The organism is Vandammella animalimorsus (genome assembly GCF_002285265.1).
Lineage (GTDB): Bacteria > Pseudomonadota > Gammaproteobacteria > Burkholderiales > Burkholderiaceae_C > Lampropedia.
Window position 1 is genome coordinate 605,479 of the sequence record NZ_NSJB01000001.1, and the last position, 16,879, is coordinate 622,357.

The 16,879-nt window shown below is 69.0% G+C and carries 14 protein-coding genes; 9 read left to right on the forward strand and 5 right to left on the reverse strand.

The genetic code is table 11. The annotated features are described in order from the left end of the window. Positions 1–34 precede the first annotated feature (34 nt). Entirely contained in the window at positions 35–1,255 is a 1,221-nt protein-coding gene (hemW, locus tag CK625_RS02590) for a radical SAM family heme chaperone HemW (RefSeq protein WP_095538674.1), read from the reverse strand. 172 nt (positions 1,256–1,427) lie between these two features. Between hemW and CK625_RS02595 the strand changes: the two genes are divergently transcribed. The 4 genes from CK625_RS02595 to CK625_RS02610 all read left to right on the forward strand — a co-directional run bounded on the left by CK625_RS02595 (position 1,428) and on the right by CK625_RS02610 (position 6,151). After that, a complete protein-coding gene (locus CK625_RS02595) occupies positions 1,428–2,327 on the forward strand; it encodes a DMT family transporter (protein ID WP_095538675.1) in 900 nt (299 codons plus the stop codon). Positions 2,328–2,848: 521 nt separating this feature from the next. Continuing rightward, positions 2,849–4,111, forward strand: a complete 1,263-nt coding sequence (rho, locus tag CK625_RS02600; protein WP_095538676.1) for a transcription termination factor Rho — start codon at positions 2,849–2,851, stop codon at positions 4,109–4,111. A gap of 70 nt (positions 4,112–4,181) precedes the next feature. After that, entirely contained in the window at positions 4,182–5,534 is a 1,353-nt protein-coding gene (locus CK625_RS02605) for a uroporphyrinogen-III C-methyltransferase (RefSeq protein ID WP_143326150.1), read from the forward strand. Then, the gene (locus CK625_RS02610) at positions 5,534–6,151 is read left to right on the forward strand and encodes a heme biosynthesis HemY N-terminal domain-containing protein (protein WP_095538678.1); all 618 of its coding nucleotides are present in this window, start codon (positions 5,534–5,536) and stop codon (positions 6,149–6,151) included. Before CK625_RS02605 ends, CK625_RS02610 begins: the two co-directional genes overlap by 1 nt. Positions 6,152–6,241: 90 nt before the next feature. Here CK625_RS02610 and rarD read toward each other — a convergent pair whose 3' ends face one another. Then, the gene (gene rarD, locus CK625_RS02615) at positions 6,242–7,189 is read right to left on the reverse strand and encodes an EamA family transporter RarD (protein WP_095538679.1); all 948 of its coding nucleotides are present in this window, start codon (positions 7,187–7,189) and stop codon (positions 6,242–6,244) included. Between the two features lie 270 nt (positions 7,190–7,459). Here rarD and CK625_RS02620 point away from each other — a divergent pair, with 270 nt between their 5' ends. The 4 genes from CK625_RS02620 to CK625_RS02635 all read left to right on the forward strand — a co-directional run bounded on the left by CK625_RS02620 (position 7,460) and on the right by CK625_RS02635 (position 12,564). Then, entirely contained in the window at positions 7,460–8,680 is a 1,221-nt protein-coding gene (locus CK625_RS02620; RefSeq protein ID WP_095538680.1) for an ATP phosphoribosyltransferase regulatory subunit, read from the forward strand. A gap of 129 nt (positions 8,681–8,809) precedes the next feature. Then, positions 8,810–10,231 (forward strand): adenylosuccinate synthase, encoded by a 1,422-nt coding sequence (locus CK625_RS02625; RefSeq protein WP_095538681.1) that lies wholly within the window; start codon positions 8,810–8,812, stop codon positions 10,229–10,231. A 154-nt stretch (positions 10,232–10,385) separates the two neighbouring features. Then, a complete protein-coding gene (locus tag CK625_RS02630) occupies positions 10,386–10,907 on the forward strand; it encodes a phosphoribosyltransferase (protein ID WP_095538682.1) in 522 nt (173 codons plus the stop codon). A gap of 286 nt (positions 10,908–11,193) precedes the next feature. Continuing rightward, the gene (locus CK625_RS02635; protein WP_095538683.1) at positions 11,194–12,564 is read left to right on the forward strand and encodes an amidase; all 1,371 of its coding nucleotides are present in this window, start codon (positions 11,194–11,196) and stop codon (positions 12,562–12,564) included. Between the two features lie 48 nt (positions 12,565–12,612). On the opposite strand, the gene rapZ is transcribed toward CK625_RS02635, so the two are convergent. Genes rapZ through CK625_RS02650 form a run of 3 tightly spaced genes read right to left on the reverse strand, consistent with a single transcriptional unit; the run spans position 12,613 to position 16,197 of the window. Then, a complete protein-coding gene (gene rapZ / locus CK625_RS02640) occupies positions 12,613–13,500 on the reverse strand; it encodes an RNase adapter RapZ (protein ID WP_095538684.1) in 888 nt (295 codons plus the stop codon). 37 nt (positions 13,501–13,537) lie between these two features. After that, positions 13,538–15,301, reverse strand: a complete 1,764-nt coding sequence (gene recN / locus CK625_RS02645; protein ID WP_095538685.1) for a DNA repair protein RecN — start codon at positions 15,299–15,301, stop codon at positions 13,538–13,540. Next, positions 15,301–16,197, reverse strand: a complete 897-nt coding sequence (locus tag CK625_RS02650) for an NAD kinase (protein ID WP_095538686.1) — start codon at positions 16,195–16,197, stop codon at positions 15,301–15,303. The genes recN and CK625_RS02650 overlap by 1 nt, the downstream gene beginning before the upstream one ends. A 363-nt stretch (positions 16,198–16,560) precedes the next feature. Between CK625_RS02650 and CK625_RS02655 the strand changes: the two genes are divergently transcribed. Continuing rightward, a complete protein-coding gene (locus tag CK625_RS02655; RefSeq protein WP_095538687.1) occupies positions 16,561–16,809 on the forward strand; it encodes a helix-turn-helix domain-containing protein in 249 nt (82 codons plus the stop codon). Positions 16,810–16,879: the final 70 nt, after the last annotated feature.

The following is a 16,879-nucleotide window of genomic DNA, read 5'->3' on the forward strand; positions in this document are numbered from 1 at the left end:
CGGTGGTATCAAGGTGTATCGGCCCGCGCTCCGTTCAGCCGGGCATGAAGAGCTGCTGCAAATCGCTGAGGAAGTCAAAGCCGCGCTCGGTCGGGCGCAGCAGATCGGGGCCGGGCTGCTCCAGCAGGCCGCGCTGCAACGCCTGCTGCAAGGCCGGCTCGATGCTCGACAGCGGCATGCCGGTGCGACGCTGGTAATCGGAGAGCAAAAAGCCCGAGCGCAGCCGCAGCGCATTGAGCATGAACTCAAAGGGTAGATCCTGGCGGGCCACCTCGTGCTCCTGCGCGATGGCCTGGCCGGCCAGCGCGGCCTGCATGTAGCGCTGCGGATCGCGCACGCGCACCTGGCGCACGATGCGGTGCGCAAAACTGAGCTTGCTGTGCGCGCCCGCGCCCAGGCCCAGGTAATCGCCAAACTGCCAATAGTTCAGGTTGTGGCGGCACTGATGGCCAGGCTGCGCATAGGCTGAGACCTCGTAGCGCTCAAGGCCGGCCTGCGCGGTGCCGGCCGTGATGTGGTCGAGCATGTCGTAGGCCAGGTCCTCATCGGGCAGGCGCGGCGGGTACTTGGCAAACAAGGTGTTGGGCTCGATGCTCAGGTGATAGACGGACAGGTGCGGCGGCTGCAGCGCCAGCGCCGTGGCCAGATCCTCGCGCAGCAGCGCCAGATCCTGGCCGGGCAGGGCGTACATCAGATCGAGGTTGAAGGTCTCGAAGGCCTCGCGCGCTTCCTGCACGGCCGCCAGGGCCTGGGCGCGGCTGTGCACGCGGCCCAGGGCCTGCAGCTGCGCATCGCCAAAGCTTTGCACGCCGATGGACAGGCGCGTGACGCCCGCATCGCGGTAGGCGGCAAAGCGGTCGGTCTCGAAGGTGCCGGGGTTGGCCTCCAGCGTGATCTCACAGCCGGGCACCAGCCGCAGGCGCGCGCGCACGCTGGCCAGCAGGCGGTCGATGTGCTCGGCATCGAACAGGCTGGGCGTGCCGCCGCCCATGAAGATGCTGATGACGCTGCGCCCCCAGACCAGCGGCAGCGCCGCATCCAGGTCGGCCTCCAGCGCCTGCAGATAGCGCAGCTTTTGCTCCGCCCCCAGGCCCGCCGCCGCCCCCGCGCCGCGCACGGCGTGCGAGTTGAAGTCGCAATAAGGGCATTTGCGCAGGCACCAGGGCAGGTGCAGGTACAGCGACAGGGGCGGCAGTTCCTGCAATTGCAGCAGGCCAGGGCGCTGGTAATGCGCGATGTCGGCGGGGGCAGGCATGGGGCGGCTGGGGCGGGGCAAAGCATAGAATCTTAGAGCGTGTTCACGACCTCTGGCGTGCGCCAAGATCGTGAACAGGCTTTGAATCGCTGCGGCCACCCCAACGTGGCCCGCAGCCCAATGAAAGCGGCATGCCCATGCTGGCCTTGCGCGCGAATGGCAGGGGTAGGGCATGCATGCACTGTGGATGGTTTTGGGCGCGTTCCTGTTTGCGACGATGGGGGTGTGCGTCAAGTATGCGTCGGCGCATTTTTCGCCGGCGGAGATGGTGTTCTACCGCAGCGCCATCGGCGTGCTGCTGCTGGCGGCGCTGGCGCGCCGGCAGGGCGTGGGCCTGGCCACGCGCTATCCGGGCATGCACGCCTGGCGCAGCATCGTCGGCGTGGCGGCGCTGGGGGCCTGGTTCTACGCCATCGGCAAGCTGCCGCTGGCCACGGCCATGACGCTCAATTACATGAGCAGCGTCTGGATTGGCGTGTTCGTGCTGGCCGGCACGCTGCTGCACTGGCGCCCCGATGCGCGTCACGGCAGGCCGCCCCTGCATGGGCCGCTGATGCTGACGATTCTGGTGGGCTTTGCCGGCGTGGTGCTGATGCTGCGCCCGAGCTTTGCCGCCGAGCAGAGCTTTGCGGCCATCGTCGGCCTGCTCTCGGGCATGATGGCCGCGCTGGCCTACATGCAGGTGGCGGCGCTGGGCCGCCTGGGCGAGCCCGAGACGCGCGTGGTGTTTTATTTCGCGCTGGGCGGCACGCTCGCCGGCGGCGCCGTGATGGCCGCCACGGGCGCGCACAACCTGGCCACGCCAGCGGCGCTGTGGCTGCTGCCCATTGGCCTGCTGGCCACGCTGGGCCAGCTGTGCATGACCCATGCCTATTCCACCGCATCGAGCGCGCGCAACACCTTGATGGTGGCCAGCCTGCAGTATTCGGGCATCGTGTTCGCCTCGCTGTATGGGCTGCTGTTGTTCCAGAGTGAGCGCATCGGCGCCTGGGGCTGGGTGGGCATGGCGCTGATCGTGCTCAGCGGCCTGGCCGCCACCTTGCTGCGCGCCCGCGCCGCCAAACCGGCCTGAGTGCCTGTGCAAAATATTTTTTGCGCCATGCCGGGCGCGGGCGCACGGGCGCTTGGCTTTTGCTGTCATAATCGCGCGCTTTGAGAAAAGGCAGTGTGCGCCGCGTGCTGCCTGCCTTGTTTCTCCGTCGGGTCTGGCATTCGCACTGCCTGTCTGTTCTTGGCACGCCGTGTCGATTCACGCACGGCTGTGGGCCGATGCCACGGGCCAGCCCATGCGCCAGGCGCGGTGCCGGCTCCTCATGCAGGGCCGCCCTTGCCCCGACGCTGCGCCACGCCGCCATGCCAGCGGGTGTGCTGCGTTTGTTCTTGCAGTTGCCTGTGCGGCCCCCATGGCCGCCTTGCCCTTGCCCCCGCCTTGCCAAGCGGGGCAACCTGGCCAGCCGACAAGGGCTGAGCCGCGCTGCACGCATTGCGTGGCAGTGCATGGCTTTTGCGGCCCGCCCCGGGCGGCCTGCAACACCTTCCCCCCATTCCCCTCATTCCCCCGATTTTTCTCTCTTTGTTCTGGAGACCGTATTCATGCACTTGAATGAGCTCAAGGCACTGCATGTGTCCGAGGTATTGAAGCAGGCCGAGGCCCTGGGCATCGAAAACACCGGCCGCATGCGCAAGCAGGAGCTGATGTTCGCCATCATCAAAAAGCGCGCCAAGGAGGGCGAGCAGGTCTTTGCCGATGGCGTGCTGGAAATCCTGCCCGATGGCTTTGGCTTTTTGCGCAGCCCGGACACGAGTTTTACCGCCAGCACGGACGACATCTACATCTCGCCCAGCCAGGTGCGGCGCTTCAACCTGCACACGGGCGACATGATCGAGGGCGAGGTGCGCATCCCCAAGGACGGCGAGCGCTACTTTGCGCTGACCAAGCTCGACCGCATCAATGACGGCCCGCCCGAGCAGAACAAGCACAAGGTGATGTTCGAGAACCTCACGCCGCTGTTTCCCAAGCAGCAGATGAAGCTCGAGCGCGACATCAAGTCCGAGGAGAACATCACCGGCCGCATCATCGACATCATCGCCCCGCTGGGCCGCGGCCAGCGCGCGCTGATCGTGGCGCCGCCCAAGAGCGGCAAGACCATGATGATGCAGCACATCGCCCACGCCATCACGGCCAACAACCCGGATGTGCACCTGATGGTGCTGCTGGTCGATGAGCGCCCCGAGGAAGTGACCGAGATGCAGCGCACCGTCAAGGGCGAGATCATCGCCTCGACCTTCGACGAGCCCGCCGCGCGCCACGTGCACGTGGCCGAGATGGTGATCGAGCGCGCCAAGCGCCTGGTGGAGCTGAAAAAGGACGTGGTGATCCTGCTGGACTCCATCACCCGCCTGGCGCGCGCCTACAACAACGTGGTGCCCACCAGCGGCAAGATTCTCTCCGGCGGTGTGGATGCCAACGCGCTGCATCGGCCCAAGCGCTTTTTCGGCGCCGCGCGCAATGTGGAGGAGGGCGGCAGCCTGACCATCATCGCCACCGCGCTGGTGGACACGGGCAGCCGCATGGACGAGGTGATCTTTGAGGAATTCAAGGGCACGGGCAACAGCGAAATCCACCTCAGCCGCCGCCTGTACGAAAAGCGCGTGTTCCCGGCCATCGAGCTGTCCAAGAGCGGCACGCGCCGCGAGGAGCTGCTGCTGGCGCCCGAAGTGCTGCAGAAAACCCGCATCCTGCGCCAGTTCCTCTTCAACATGGACGAGATCGAATCCATGGAGCTGATGCTCAAGAACATGAAGGCCACCAAGAACAACCACGAGTTCTTCGACATGATGCGCCGCGGCGGTTGAGCCCCGCCTGGCAGCGCACTTGCCGCGCTGTGGAACAATCGGCGCCTTTGACCTGCTGTTGCCTTTTGCCGTGGACGATCAGCCAACGCCCCCCGCATCCCCCCCCCAGGCCGCACCGCTGCCCCAGCTGCTGGCGCGCTGGCGCAAGCCCCTGGCGCTGCCGGCCTGGGGCGCTTGGTTGCTGTCGCTGACGGCGGCGCTGGCCCTGTGGCTGGCCTACGGGCAGTGGAAGCGCCTGAACCACTTGCAGGAGCGCCTGGCCCAGCAATCGGCCGCCACCCAGGCCCAGGCCATCGAGGCGCGCAGCCTCTCGCAGCAAGCCCAGGCCCTGGCCCAGCAGGCGGCCACGCGCTCCAGCCTCAGCGAGGCGCGCATCAATGAATACACGCTGCAGCGCTCGCACCTGGAACAACTGGCCTTCGAGCTCTCGCGCACGCGCGACGAGGCCATGCTGATCGACATCGAGGCCTCGCTGCGGCTGGCGCAGCAGCAGGCGCAGCTGACCGGCCTGGCCGATCCGCTCATCGCCGCGCTGCGCAATGCCAGCCACCGCCTGCAGCGCGCCGAGCAGCCGCGCCTGACCCCCATCGTGGCCGCCATCGACCGCGACCTGGCGCGCCTGACCGGCACGGCCGTGACGGACACCGCCGGCCTGCTCGGCCGCATGGATGCGCTGCTGCTGCAACTGGAGAGCCTGCCGCTGGGCAACGCCGTGGGCGCAGCGCCGCGCAAGCGGGCCGTGCGCGCCCCGGTTGCCATCTCCGACCACGAAGCCCAGGCCCTGGGCCTGCTGCCTGGCAGCGCGGCCGCCCCACAGGGCAGCGCCCAAGCCCAGCAGCCACCACAGGCCGAGTCAGCGCCCGCCCAGCCGCCGCAAGCCCCAGCCCCGCAGACGACGCCAGGCGCAGCAGAGGCGCCTGCGCCAGCGGCCGTGAACGAGGCCCAGGCCGACGCCCCTGGCGACGAAGGCGGCTTCTGGGCCGGGCTGCGCCAATCCTTTCGCGGCCTGGTGCGCGTGCAGCGCATCGAGCACCCGGACGCCGCGCTGCTGACGCAGGAGCAGGCCTTCTTCCTGCGCGAAAACCTGCGCCTGCAACTGATGAATGCCCGCATGGCCCTGCTGGCCAGGCAAAGCGCCTCGGCCCGCACCGACCTGGCCGGCGTGCAGGCCTTGCTGCGCAAGTACTACGATCTGGACGCGCCGCGCACCCGCCAGGCGCTGCGCACCCTGCAGCAACTGCAGGAGCACATCCAGGCCGTGCAGCCGCCGGCGATCACGGACACGCTGCTGGCCATCGCCGCCGCGCAGGAGGCGCCGCGCCAGGCAGGCGGCCAGGGCGGCGCAGCCCATGCCACGGGCGAGGAAGAGGGCGGCAACGCCGCCGCATCGGCTGCGGCCAACAACCCACAGGGGCGGCAGTGATGCGCAGCGCGCTGTGGGTGCTGATGCTGTTCGCCTCCGCCGTGGCGGCAGCCTTGTTCCTGAGCAACAACGGCGCCACCGTGACGCTGTTTTGGTTCCCCTACCGGGTGGACATGTCGCTGAACCTGCTGCTGCTGCTGCTGGCCTTGATCTTCATGCTGGGCCTGTTGCTGCTTTACGCGCTGGTGTCGGTCTGGCGCATGCCAGCCGAAGCGCGTCTGTGGCGCGAATACCGCCACGATGCGGCCGCCCACCATGCCTTCGTGCGCGCTGCCGAGCATTTTGCGCAAGCGCGCTGGCAGCAGGCCGCCGAGGAGGCCGCCGCCGTGGCGCCGCTGCTGGCACTGTGGGAGGCGCAGCATGCACAAAGCAAGGCCGCCAGCGCCGACGTGCAAGCCCATGCCCGCCTGCTGGCCGTGAGCCAGCAGCTGCAACAGGCGGCGCAGCAGCGCCTGCAAGGCAGTGCCAGCGCCAATGTCGCTTCATCGCCGATCGCACCGGCCACGCCCACGCCGGCACTGCTGCAAGCGCCCAGGGCGCAGCGCGCGGCGGCCCAGGCCAGCACGGCAGAGTCAGGGCAGGGCGACTGGGCAGGCCCGCCCGGGCAATCAGAGTAGCCGCCCGTTCAAAGCCTGCTCAAAGTTTCTGCCTGCCCGCCCACGCCGGGACTTGTGCGCTGACACGGTGCGCCGGGCTTTGAGCCGGCCTCATGCGGCGCGCTGGCGCGTGGCGCGCAGCGCATCGGCGCAATACAGCGCCAGCCCCAGCCAGATCAGCGCAAAGGCCACCCAGTGCGTGCGCGTGAAGGCCTCGTGGTAGAGCAGCACCGCCAGGGCCAGCTGGATCGAGGGCGCCAGATACTGAACCAGCCCCAGCGTGGACAGCGGCAGGCGCTGCGCGGCATTGGCAAACCACAGCAACGGCAAGGCGGTGACGATGCCCGAGGCGGCAATGGCTGCCGCCCCCAGCCAGCCATGGCGCCAGAACATCGGCTCGGGAAAGCTCCAGGCGAACCAGGCCATATAGGCCAGCGCAAACGGCAGCATCAGCAGCGTCTCCACCGCCAGGCCAACGGTGGCCGAGACGGGCGTGAACTTGCGCAGCAGCCCGTACAGCGCAAAGGTCGTGGCCAGGAACAGCGACACCCACGGCCACTGCCCCAGGCCGCGCGCCATCCAGCCCACGCCCAGCACCACCAGCAGCACAGCCGCCCATTGCCATGGCCGCAAGCGCTCGCGCAACAGCAGCACGCCCAGCAGCAAACTCAGCAGCGGGTTGATGAAATAGGCCAGGCTGACCTCGGTCACCCGCGCCTGCGCAATGGCCCAGACGAACATCAGCCAATTGGCCGTGATCAAGGCCCCGCTCAGGCCCAGCATGGCCAGCACCCGGGGCTGGCGCAACAGGCGCAGCAAGGCAGGCCACTGGCCCAGCCACAGCAGCAGCGGCAGCAAGAGCAGCACGCTCCAGAGCACGCGCTGCGCAATCAGCAGGCTGTGGGGCACCCAGGGCAGCAGCTTCCAGTACATGACGCTAAAGCCCCAAACGCCATAGGCCAGTAGGGCATAGAACATGCCTGCGCGCCAAGTGGCGTCGAGGCGGCGGTCGAGGCGCCGGTCGAAGTGGCGGGCCTGGGGCGATGGGGCAGGGGACATGGGCTGGAATGCGGCATCAGGCGCTTGTGAAGCAAGGTCTGCACGAATCGCAGCGCATGTGTTCGTGCAGGCCTTGCTCAGGGCCCGGGGCCGGTAGAATACGCCTTTTAACTGCGGTGGCCTGCGCAAGGCAGGGCGCGGCAGCACATTGGTCCCATGGGGCTTGGATTGGCCCGGGGGCCTTTTTGCTGAACAGCGCGCCTGCCCATCCCATGCTCGCCTGCATGCCTGCATGCGGCCCAAGGCCCCGCCAGCCCTTTGCCTTTTGCCATGTCCGCCTGGGTACTGCCCGACCACATTGCCGATGTCCTGCCTTGCGAGGCGCGCCACATGGAAGGGCTGCGGCGCAGCCTGTTGGACGTAGCCGCCAGCTTTGGCTACGAGCTGATCGTGCCGCCGCTGATGGAGTACCTCGAATCGCTGCTGACCGGCAGCGGCCAGGCGCTGGATCTGCAAATCGTCAAGAGCGTGGACCAGCTCTCGGGCCGCACCGTGGGCATCCGCGCCGACAGCACGCCCCAGGTGGCGCGCATCGACGCGCACCTGCTCAACCGCCCGGGCGTGGCACGGCTGTGCTATTGCGGCCCGGTGCTGCATGCCCGCCCCGAGCGCCCCGGGGCCTCGCGCGAGCTGCTGCAATTTGGCGCTGAAATCTACGGCCACGCAGGCCCCGAGGCCGATCTGGAAATCGTGCAGCTGGCCCTGGCCTGCACGCGCCAGCCAGGCATTGCCGCGCCGGTGCTGGTGCTGGGCGACGTGCGCATCGTGCGCAGCCTGCTGGCTGGCGTGATGGCCAGCATGGACACCCTGGCCGCCGTGCACACCGCGCTGGCTGCCAAGGACGCCAGCGCGCTGCAGGCGGCCACGGCCGACTTCCCGCAGGCCCAGCGCGAAGGCTTGGCCGCGCTGCTGGATTTGTACGGCGAGCCCGGGCCCGTCATGGCCCAGGCCCGGCAGCGGCTGGCGCCATTTCCGGCCGCGCTCAAGGTACTCGATGGCCTGCAGTGGCTGACGCAGCAATTGCAGGCCGAAGGCCAGGCCCTGGCTTTGAGCTACGACCTGGCCGACGTGCGCGGCTACGGCTACTACAGCGGCATGCGCTTCTCGCTCTACGTGCCCGGCTGCAACGACGCGCTGGTGCGCGGCGGCCGTTATGACGAGGCCGGCGCCGTGTTCGGGCGCAACCGTCCGGCAGCGGGCTTCAGCCTGGATGTCAAGCAGCTGACCCGCGTGGCCAGCCAGCGCCCCCAGGCCATGGCCATCCGCGCCCCTTGGGTGGAGGGCGACGCCGCGCTGCGCAGCGCCATCGCCCGCTTGCGCAGCCAGGGCGAAGTGGTGCTGCAAACCCTGCCCGGCAGCGCCGCTGCGGACGATGCACTGCGCTGCGACCGCGAATTGCGGCTGTGCAATGGGCAGTGGCAGGTGCAGCAAGCCAGGCTACAGCCCGCCACTGAGGATGAGGGCGTGCTGGAAACAGAAACACCCCGCTGAAAGCACTCGCCAACAAGGGCCGCCCTGCGCGGGGCCGCATGCGCTGCGCGCACCATGACCAGGCCCGAGCAACTGGCCGCCCCGGCCCCAAACCTTTGAATGATTTTTGACGTCTCCACAGGAAACCGTATGAACACACAGCCAAGTTTTGCAAGCTCCGCTGCCGCCACCACAGCGCGCCCAGGGCGCAACGTCGTCGTGGTCGGCACCCAATGGGGAGACGAGGGCAAGGGCAAGCTGGTGGACTGGCTGACCGAAAGCGCCCAGGGCGTGGTGCGCTTTCACGGCGGCCACAATGCGGGCCACACGCTGGTGGTCAATGGCGTCAAGACCGCGCTGCACCTGGTGCCCAGCGGCATTCTGCGCCCCGGCGTGATCTGCTACATCGGCAATGGCGTGGTTGTCTCCGTGGCCAAGCTGATGGAGGAGGTCGCCGGCCTGGAGGCCGCCGGCGTGCCGGTGCGCGAGCGCCTGCGCGTCAGCGAAGCCTGCCCGCTGATCCTGCCGCAGCACGCCTATCTGGACATCGTGCGCGAACACCACCGCGAGCGCGGCGGCAGCGAAAAGATCGGCACCACCGGCCGCGGCATCGGCCCGGCCTATGAGGACAAGGTCGCGCGCCGCGCGCTGCGCGTGCAGGATCTGCGCCACCCCGAGCGCCTGGCGGCCAAGCTCAAGGAGCAGCTGGAGCTGTACAACCATGTGCTGGTGCAGTACCTGCGCTCGCCCGAAGTGCAGACCCCCGAGGCGCTGCAGCCCTTCGTCAAGGACGGGCGCCTGCTGCTCGAACCCATCCTGCAGGAGGCCCTGCGCCAGGCCCAATGGCTCACGCCCATGATGGCCGACGTCTCGGCCGAGCTCAACGCCGCGCACCAGCGCGGCGACAACCTGCTGTTCGAAGGCGCGCAAGGCACCTTGCTGGACATCGACCACGGCACCTATCCCTTCGTCACCTCCAGCAACTGCGTGGCCGGCAACGCCGCCGCCGGCGCCGGGGTAGGGCCCTCGCTGCTGCACTACGTGCTGGGCATTACCAAAGCCTACTGCACCCGCGTGGGCAGCGGCCCATTTCCCACCGAGCTGGACTGGCAGACCCCGGGCACGCCCGGCTACCACATGAGCACCGTGGGCGCCGAAAAGGGCGTGACCACCGGCAGGGCGCGCCGCTGCGGCTGGTTCGATGCCGCGCTGCTCAAGCGCAGCGCCCAGGTCAACGGCCTGAGCGGGCTGTGCATCACCAAGCTCGACGTGCTCGACGGCCTGCAAACGCTGCAAATCTGCGTGGGCTATGAACTTGAGGACGGCCGGCGCATCGACCTGCTGCCGCTGGGGGCCGACGAAATTGCCGCCTGCCGCCCCATCTACGAAAGCCTGCCGGGCTGGAGCGAATCGACCGTCGGCGTGACCGACTACGACAAGCTGCCGGAAAACGCCCGCCGCTACCTGGAGCGCATCGAAGCCCTGTGCGGCGTGCCCATCGCCGTGATCTCCACCAGCCCGGATCGCGACCACACCATCTTGCGCCACCGGCCCTTCGAGCACCGGGGCTAAGAGCCTTTCAAAGTCTCGGCTCGGGTGGGCAAAAATGGTTTGGGGTGGGCTGCAACGGCGCAGACCGCCCAATCCGCTTGGTTAACCGCCGTGCAGAGACTTTGAACAGCCTCTAAGAGCTTCCCAGCACCAACAACCCAGGAGACCTCGCCCCATGCTCACCGAAGACGGCAAGCACCTGTACGTCAGCTACCACGAATACCACAACCTGATCGAAAAGCTGGCACTGCAAATCCACCGCTCGGGTTGGGAATTCGACAACGTGCTTTGCCTGGCGCGCGGCGGCCTGCGCCCGGGCGACATCATCAGCCGCATCTTCGAGCGGCCGCTGGCCATCATGTCCACCAGCTCCTACCGCGCCGCAGCCGGCACCATCCAGGGCAAGCTGGATTTGGCCAAATACATCACCACGCCCAAGGGTGAGCTCTCTGGCCGGGTGCTGCTGGTCGATGACCTGGCCGACACCGGCCACACGCTGCACGCCGTGGTCGAGATGCTGCGCCGCGACTATCCGCCCATCACCGAGCTGCGCAGCGCCGTGATCTGGACCAAGGGCATCTCCACCTTCCGCGCCGATTACTCCGCAGAAGAGCTGCCCACCAACCCCTGGATCCACCAGCCCTTCGAGCAATACGACAGCACCCGCCCGCAGGACCTGCTGCATAAATGGGGCTGAGATCCTGAATCCAGGCGAAGCGCCTGCAGGCATCCGCATGGCCGCTTGGGTGCGGGACGGGCTGGCAGCAATGGCTTGAGTTGCTGCCAATATTCCCCAGAATGCCGGATCGGCATGAAACACACATTGCTGCAGCAACATCGCCTCCCTGCTTATTAATTAATACGATGTATATTATGTCAAATATCAAGTGGATGATTTTCACCATGAACAGCTACGCCATCGAGGCGATGCCCGAGGTGGCCTGAGCTGGCCCGATCTTCAACCTGGTGACACACGCACGCCCATGAACTGCCCCATCCCCACACTGGCCGCGCTGGCCGATGATCTGGCCGCTGGCCGCGCCACGGCCCTGCAACTGACCGAGGCTGCACTGGCGCGCGCCGAGGACCCGGCCGGCGAAGGCGCGCGCGTGTTCACGCGCATCGACCGCGAGCGCGCGCTGGCGCTGGCGCGTGCCAGTGATGGGCTGCGCGCCGCCGGCATCGTGCGCTCGCCGCTGGAGGGCCTGCCGGTGTCGGTCAAGGACTTGTTCGACGTGGCCGGCCAGGCCACCACGGCCGGCTCGGCCGTGCTGCGCCAGGCCCCGGCGGCCACGCGCAACGCCCCGGTGATCGAGCGCCTGCTGGCCGCCGGCGCAGTCATCGTCGGGCGCACCAACATGACGGAATTCGCCTTTTCCGGCCTGGGGCTGAACCCGCACTACGGCACGCCGAAAAACCCCTGGGACCGCGCCACCGGGCGCATTCCGGGCGGCTCCTCCAGCGGCGCGGCCGTCTGCGTCACCGATGGCATGGCCGCGCTGGCCATTGGCTCGGACACCGGCGGCTCGGTGCGCATTCCCTCGGCGCTGTGCGGGCTGACGGGCTTCAAGCCCACCCAGCGGCGCGTGCCCACGGCCGGCGCGCTGCCGCTGTCCACCTCGCTGGACTCCATCGGCCCGCTGGCCGCCAGCGTGCACTGCTGCGCCCTGGCCGATGCCGTGCTGGCCGGCGCCGATGCGCAGACGCTGCCCGCGCCGCTGCCGCTGGCCGACGCGCGCCTGGCCGTGCCCGCGCAGGTGGCGCTCGATGACCTGGACGAAGCCGTGGCCGCCGCCTTCGAACGCGCCCTGGCCTGCCTGCGCGAGGCCGGCGCGCGCATCCACAGCCTGCCCGTGCCCGAATTTTCCGAGCTGGCCGCGCTGCATGCGCGCGGCACCCTGGCCGGCGCCGAAGCCTGGGCCTGGCACCGCCGCCTGCTGGCCGAGCAGGCCAGCGGCTACGACCCGCGCGTGCGCGTGCGCATCGAGGCCGGCGCGCGCATGGACGCGGCCGATTACATCGCGCTGCGCGCCGCGCGCCAGCACTGGATCGCCCAGGTGCAGGCGCGGCTGGCGCCCTTCGATGCGCTGCTGATGCCCACCGTGCCGCACATTGCGCCGCCCATTGCCGCGCTGCAGGCCGACGATGCGCTGTACGGCCAGACCAATCTGCTGATGCTGCGCAACCCGACGCTGATCAATTTTCTGGATGGCTGTGCCCTGTCCCTGCCCTGCCATGCGCCTGGTGACGCGCCCGTAGGCCTGATGCTGGCCGGGCCGGCACTGACCGATGCGCGCATCCTGGGCCTGGGGCTGAGCGTGGAGGCCGCGCTGGCGCGCCTGCGCGGCAACTGACGCCGTGGCGGCGCGCCGAACTTCAGGCGCGTAACCTGGCGCGCGATCTCATGACTGGCGCGCGGCGGCGTTGGCGCGGCGTTCGATCTCGCGGTGGCGGCGCAGGGTTTGCCATTCCTCCTGCGCGAATTGCTCGGCCAGCTGCTCGACCAGATAGACCGAGCGGTGCTGGCCGCCCGTGCAGCCGATGGCCACGCTGACGTAGCTGCGGTGGTTTTGCGCGTGCTGCGGCAGCCATTTGTGCAAGAAGGCCGTCACGTCATGCTGCATGACGTGCACCAGCGGCTCGCGCGCGAGGAATTCGGCCACGGGCGCGTCCAGCCCGGTCAGCGGGCGCAGCGCCGGGTCGTAGTGCGGGTTGGGCAGCATGCGCACGTCGAACACGTAGTCCGCATCGCGCGGGATGCCCCGCTTGTAGGAGAAGGACTGGAAGATCAGCACCAGATGGCCCGGGCCCAGGCGCAGGATTTGCTTGAGCTGGCTTTGCAGCTCGGCCGAGCGGGTCAGGCTGGTGTCGATGACCAGCGACATGTCGCGCAGCGCCCCCATCAGGCCGCGTTCGCGCAGGATGATTTGCACCAGCGCGTCGTCGCCATGCGCATCGGCATCGGCGGCCAGCGGGTGCTTGCGGCGCGTTTCGGAAAAGCGCCGCACCAGCGCATCGGTCGAGGCGTCGAGAAACAGCACGCGCACGTTCACGCCCTGGTCGCGCACGTTCTGCAGAATGGGCGGCACCAGCGGCAGCGAAGCGGCGCTGCGCACGTCGATGACGATGGCCATGCGCGAGATCTGCTGGTTGCGCTCCAGCGTCAGGCTGGGCAGCAGCAGCTCGGGCGGCAGGTTGTCGATGCAGTAATAGCCCGCGTCCTCCAGGGCGCTCAAGGCCACGGATTTGCCCGAGCCGGACATGCCGGTAATCACCACCAGTTCACGCATTGCGTCTTGCTCCAGAAGTTCAGCGCCAGAAGTTCCACTAAGGCCTGTGCCCGGCCTTGCCGCCGCGGGCAGTGCGGCCAGCCTTGCCAGCAGCGCGTGGCGCTGCGGGTGCTGGCGCTTGGGCCTGCGCCTGGGCGGCGGCCTCCTGCAGCATCTCCGTGGCGTGCTCCAGCGTGGCCTGGCTGGGCGCGTCGCTGCCGAGCATGCGGGCGATCTCGGCCACGCGCTGCGCGCCCTGCACGGGCTGCACGCTGCTGCTGATGCTTGCGCCCTGGCGCTGCTTGCGCACCTGCAGGTGCTGGTGCGCGCAGGCGGCCACCTGGGGCAGATGGGTCACGGCCAGCACCTGGCGATCGCGCCCGAGCTGGGCCAGCAGCGCGCCCACACGGTGTGCCACGGCCCCGCCAATGCCCGTGTCCACTTCGTCGAACACCAGCGTGCCGGCCTGGCCCAGGCGGCTGGTCTGCACCGCAATGGCCAGGCTGATGCGCGAGAGCTCACCGCCGGAGGCCACCTTGGCCAGCGCGCGCGGCGCGCCCTGCTCGTGGCTGGCGATCTGAAATTGCACATCGTCCAGGCCGTGGGCCTGGGGCTGCTGCAGCGGCTGCAGCGCAATGCCAAAGCGGCTGCCGGCCATGCCCAGCTCTTGCAGGCTGTCGGTCACGGCCTGGGCCAGGCGCGGCGCGGCCTGCTGGCGCTGCTGCGAGAGCTCGCGCGCCAGCACCATGAAGCGCTCGCGCGCCTGCTGCTCGGCAGCTTGCAGGGCCTGCAGGTCGATGCCTGCATCCAGCGCCTGCAGGGCCTGCTGCCACTGCTGCCACAGCGCCGGCAAATCTTCAGGCGGCTGGCGGTGGCGGCGCGCCAGGGCCAGCCATTGGCCCACGCGCTCGTCGAGTTGTTCGAGCTCGGCCGCGTCCCACTCCTGGGCCTGGGCGTAGTCGCGCAGCTGGCGCGCGGCGTCCTGCAGCTGGTCGGCCAGCGGCTGCAGCTGCTCCTGCAATTGAGCGAACTGCGGCTCGATGTGGCCGTGCTGCTCCAGCGCCTGCAGGGCCTGGGCCAGCGCGGGCAGCGCCCCCCCCTCGCCCCCCGCCTCGCCGCCGTCCAGCGCCTGCCAGGCCAGGGCTGCGGCCTGCTGCAGGTCTTGCATGTGCGTCAGGCGCGTGTGCTGTTGGTTGAGTTGCTCCCACTCGCCTTGGCCTGGCGCGAGCTTTTCGATGCTGTCGAGCTGCCACTGCAGGCGCTCGCGCTCTTGCTGCCATTGGGCCTGGTTGTCCTGCGCCTGCTGCAGCGCCTGCTGGGCCTGGCGCCACTGCGCCCAGGCCGCTTGCACGGGCGCCTCGTCCACGCCGGCAAAGGCGTCGAGCAGGCCGCGCACCGAGTGCGGGCGCATCAGGCTTTGCCAGGCGTGCTGGCCGTGGATGTCCACCAGCGCCTCGCCCAGCGTGCGCAGCTGGCTGGCGGTGGCGGCCGAGCCGTTGATCCAGGCGCGGCTCTTGCCCTGCAGGTCCACGGTGCGGCGCAGCAGCAACGAGCTGCCGGGCTCGAAGCCGTGCTCGTCCAGCCAGGCCAGCAGCGCCGGCTCGCTGGGCAGGTCGAACTCGGCCACCACCTCGGCGCGCTGCGCCCCCTCGCGCACCAGCGCGGCATCGGCGCGTGCGCCCAGCGCGATCTGCATGGCGTCGATCAGGATGGACTTGCCCGCGCCGGTCTCGCCGCTGAGCACCGTAAAGCCCGGCTGCAGCTCCAGCTCCAGCGCCTGCACCAGCACGAAATCGCGCAGCGCCATGCGTTGCAATGCCATCAGCTGCCCCCTTCGTTCCAGCCCAGCTTGTTGCGCAGCATGGCGAAATAGCTCCAGCCCTTGGGATGCAAAAAGCAGGCGCTGTGCGCCGAGCGGCGCACGCGCAGGCGGTCGCCCACCAGCAAGTCGGGCATGGTCAGCATGTCGAACTTGGCGCTCATGTCGCGCCCGGCCAGCACCTTGACGGTGATCTCGGTATCGCCGGGCAGTACGATGGGTCGGTTCGAGAGCTTGTGCGGCGCGATCGGCGCGACCACCCAGCCGGAGGTGGCCGGGTGCACGATGGGCCCGCCCACCGACAGCGAATAGGCCGTCGAGCCCGTGGGCGTGGCGATGATCAGCCCATCGGCGCGCTGGTTGGAGACGAACTGGCCGTTGACCTCCACACGCAGCTCCAGCATGCCCGAGAGCGCGCCGCGCGAGATCACCACGTCGTTGACGGCGTCGCCCTCGAAGACGCGCATGCCGCCGCGCTCGACCCAGGCGTGGATCAGCGCGCGCTGGTCCTGCTCGTAAATGCCGTGCAGCATCGGGCCGAGCTGGTCCTTGTAGTGGTTCAGCGGCAGGTCGGTGACAAAGCCCACCCTGCCCTGGTTGATGCCGATCAGCGGCGTGCCGTAGGGCGCGAGCTCACGCGCGATGCCCAGCATGGTGCCATCGCCGCCGATGGCAATGCACAGATCGCACTGCTGGCCGATCTGCGCCGGGCTCAGGCGCGGGTAATGCTCGATCTCCAGGTGCTGCGCCGAGTCCTGCTCCAGCGCCACATCGCAGCCGTAGCGCAGCAGGAACTGCACCACGTCCTCCACGACGGTGCGGGCGGCGTGGCGTGCGTCGCGCGAGGGCGTGATCTGGTACTTGCCCAGCACCGCCACCTTGTGAAAGCGCGTTTGCATGGTGTGTTGGCAATCGAAAGGCAGTCGAACGGGGCGCCCGGGACGCGCGCCGGGTGCGGCAAGCAAAGAAAAGTGCGCCAGCCCGCCGCTGCGAGCCAGCGCACCCGCCTTCACCCTTCATGAGCGCGGCAAGTATAGCGGTAGAAACTGCGCTCCCACGCCGCGCCGCCCGTGGCAGAGCCTGTTCAAAATGCCGATGGCGCGGCCGTCGCCGGCCCTTGCCAGCGGCCGCGGCAAGCTGCGGTATAGTCCCGCCTCCGCAAAACCGGCCCTTTTTTCCGAGACGCGGCGCCGGCCCGCCTGGCCCCATGCCCGCCCCTGCGCATGGCCAGCCGCAGCCCTTGCCCTGGAACCACGCCCGATATGAAATCCCCCCTGGAAGCCAGCGTGCAGGCCAGCCTGCAGCAGTACTTCAAAGACCTCGATGGGCAAGAGCCCAGCAATGTGTACGACATGGTGATCCACCTGGTCGAAAAACCCGTGCTGCGCGAAGTGATGGCGCGCGCCGGCCACAACCAGTCGCGCGCTGCGCTGTGGCTGGGGCTCAACCGCAATACCTTGCGCAAGAAGCTCAAGATGCACGGCCTGCTCGACGACGGCAGCGCCACCTGAAAGCGCACGGCGCGCCGGCCCGCACATCCCTCGCTCGGCCCCCCTGCCGCCCCCTGCCCCGTTGGCAGCG

What these genes read in the sequence shown, in the direction of transcription:
- hemW (WP_095538674.1), bottom strand. Translation starts at nt 1,255, where the DNA reads ATGCCTGCCCCCGCCGACATCGCGCATTACCAGCGCCCTGGCCTGCTG.
- CK625_RS02595 (WP_095538675.1), top strand. Translation starts at nt 1,428, where the DNA reads ATGCATGCACTGTGGATGGTTTTGGGCGCGTTCCTGTTTGCGACGATG.
- rho (WP_095538676.1), top strand. Translation starts at nt 2,849, where the DNA reads ATGCACTTGAATGAGCTCAAGGCACTGCATGTGTCCGAGGTATTGAAG.
- CK625_RS02610 (WP_095538678.1), top strand. Translation starts at nt 5,534, where the DNA reads ATGCGCAGCGCGCTGTGGGTGCTGATGCTGTTCGCCTCCGCCGTGGCG.
- rarD (WP_095538679.1), bottom strand. Translation starts at nt 7,189, where the DNA reads ATGTCCCCTGCCCCATCGCCCCAGGCCCGCCACTTCGACCGGCGCCTC.
- CK625_RS02620 (WP_095538680.1), top strand. Translation starts at nt 7,460, where the DNA reads ATGTCCGCCTGGGTACTGCCCGACCACATTGCCGATGTCCTGCCTTGC.
- CK625_RS02625 (WP_095538681.1), top strand. Translation starts at nt 8,810, where the DNA reads ATGAACACACAGCCAAGTTTTGCAAGCTCCGCTGCCGCCACCACAGCG.
- CK625_RS02630 (WP_095538682.1), top strand. Translation starts at nt 10,386, where the DNA reads ATGCTCACCGAAGACGGCAAGCACCTGTACGTCAGCTACCACGAATAC.
- CK625_RS02635 (WP_095538683.1), top strand. Translation starts at nt 11,194, where the DNA reads ATGAACTGCCCCATCCCCACACTGGCCGCGCTGGCCGATGATCTGGCC.
- rapZ (WP_095538684.1), bottom strand. Translation starts at nt 13,500, where the DNA reads ATGCGTGAACTGGTGGTGATTACCGGCATGTCCGGCTCGGGCAAATCC.
- recN (WP_095538685.1), bottom strand. Translation starts at nt 15,301, where the DNA reads ATGGCATTGCAACGCATGGCGCTGCGCGATTTCGTGCTGGTGCAGGCG.
- CK625_RS02650 (WP_095538686.1), bottom strand. Translation starts at nt 16,197, where the DNA reads ATGCAAACGCGCTTTCACAAGGTGGCGGTGCTGGGCAAGTACCAGATC.
- CK625_RS02655 (WP_095538687.1), top strand. Translation starts at nt 16,561, where the DNA reads ATGAAATCCCCCCTGGAAGCCAGCGTGCAGGCCAGCCTGCAGCAGTAC.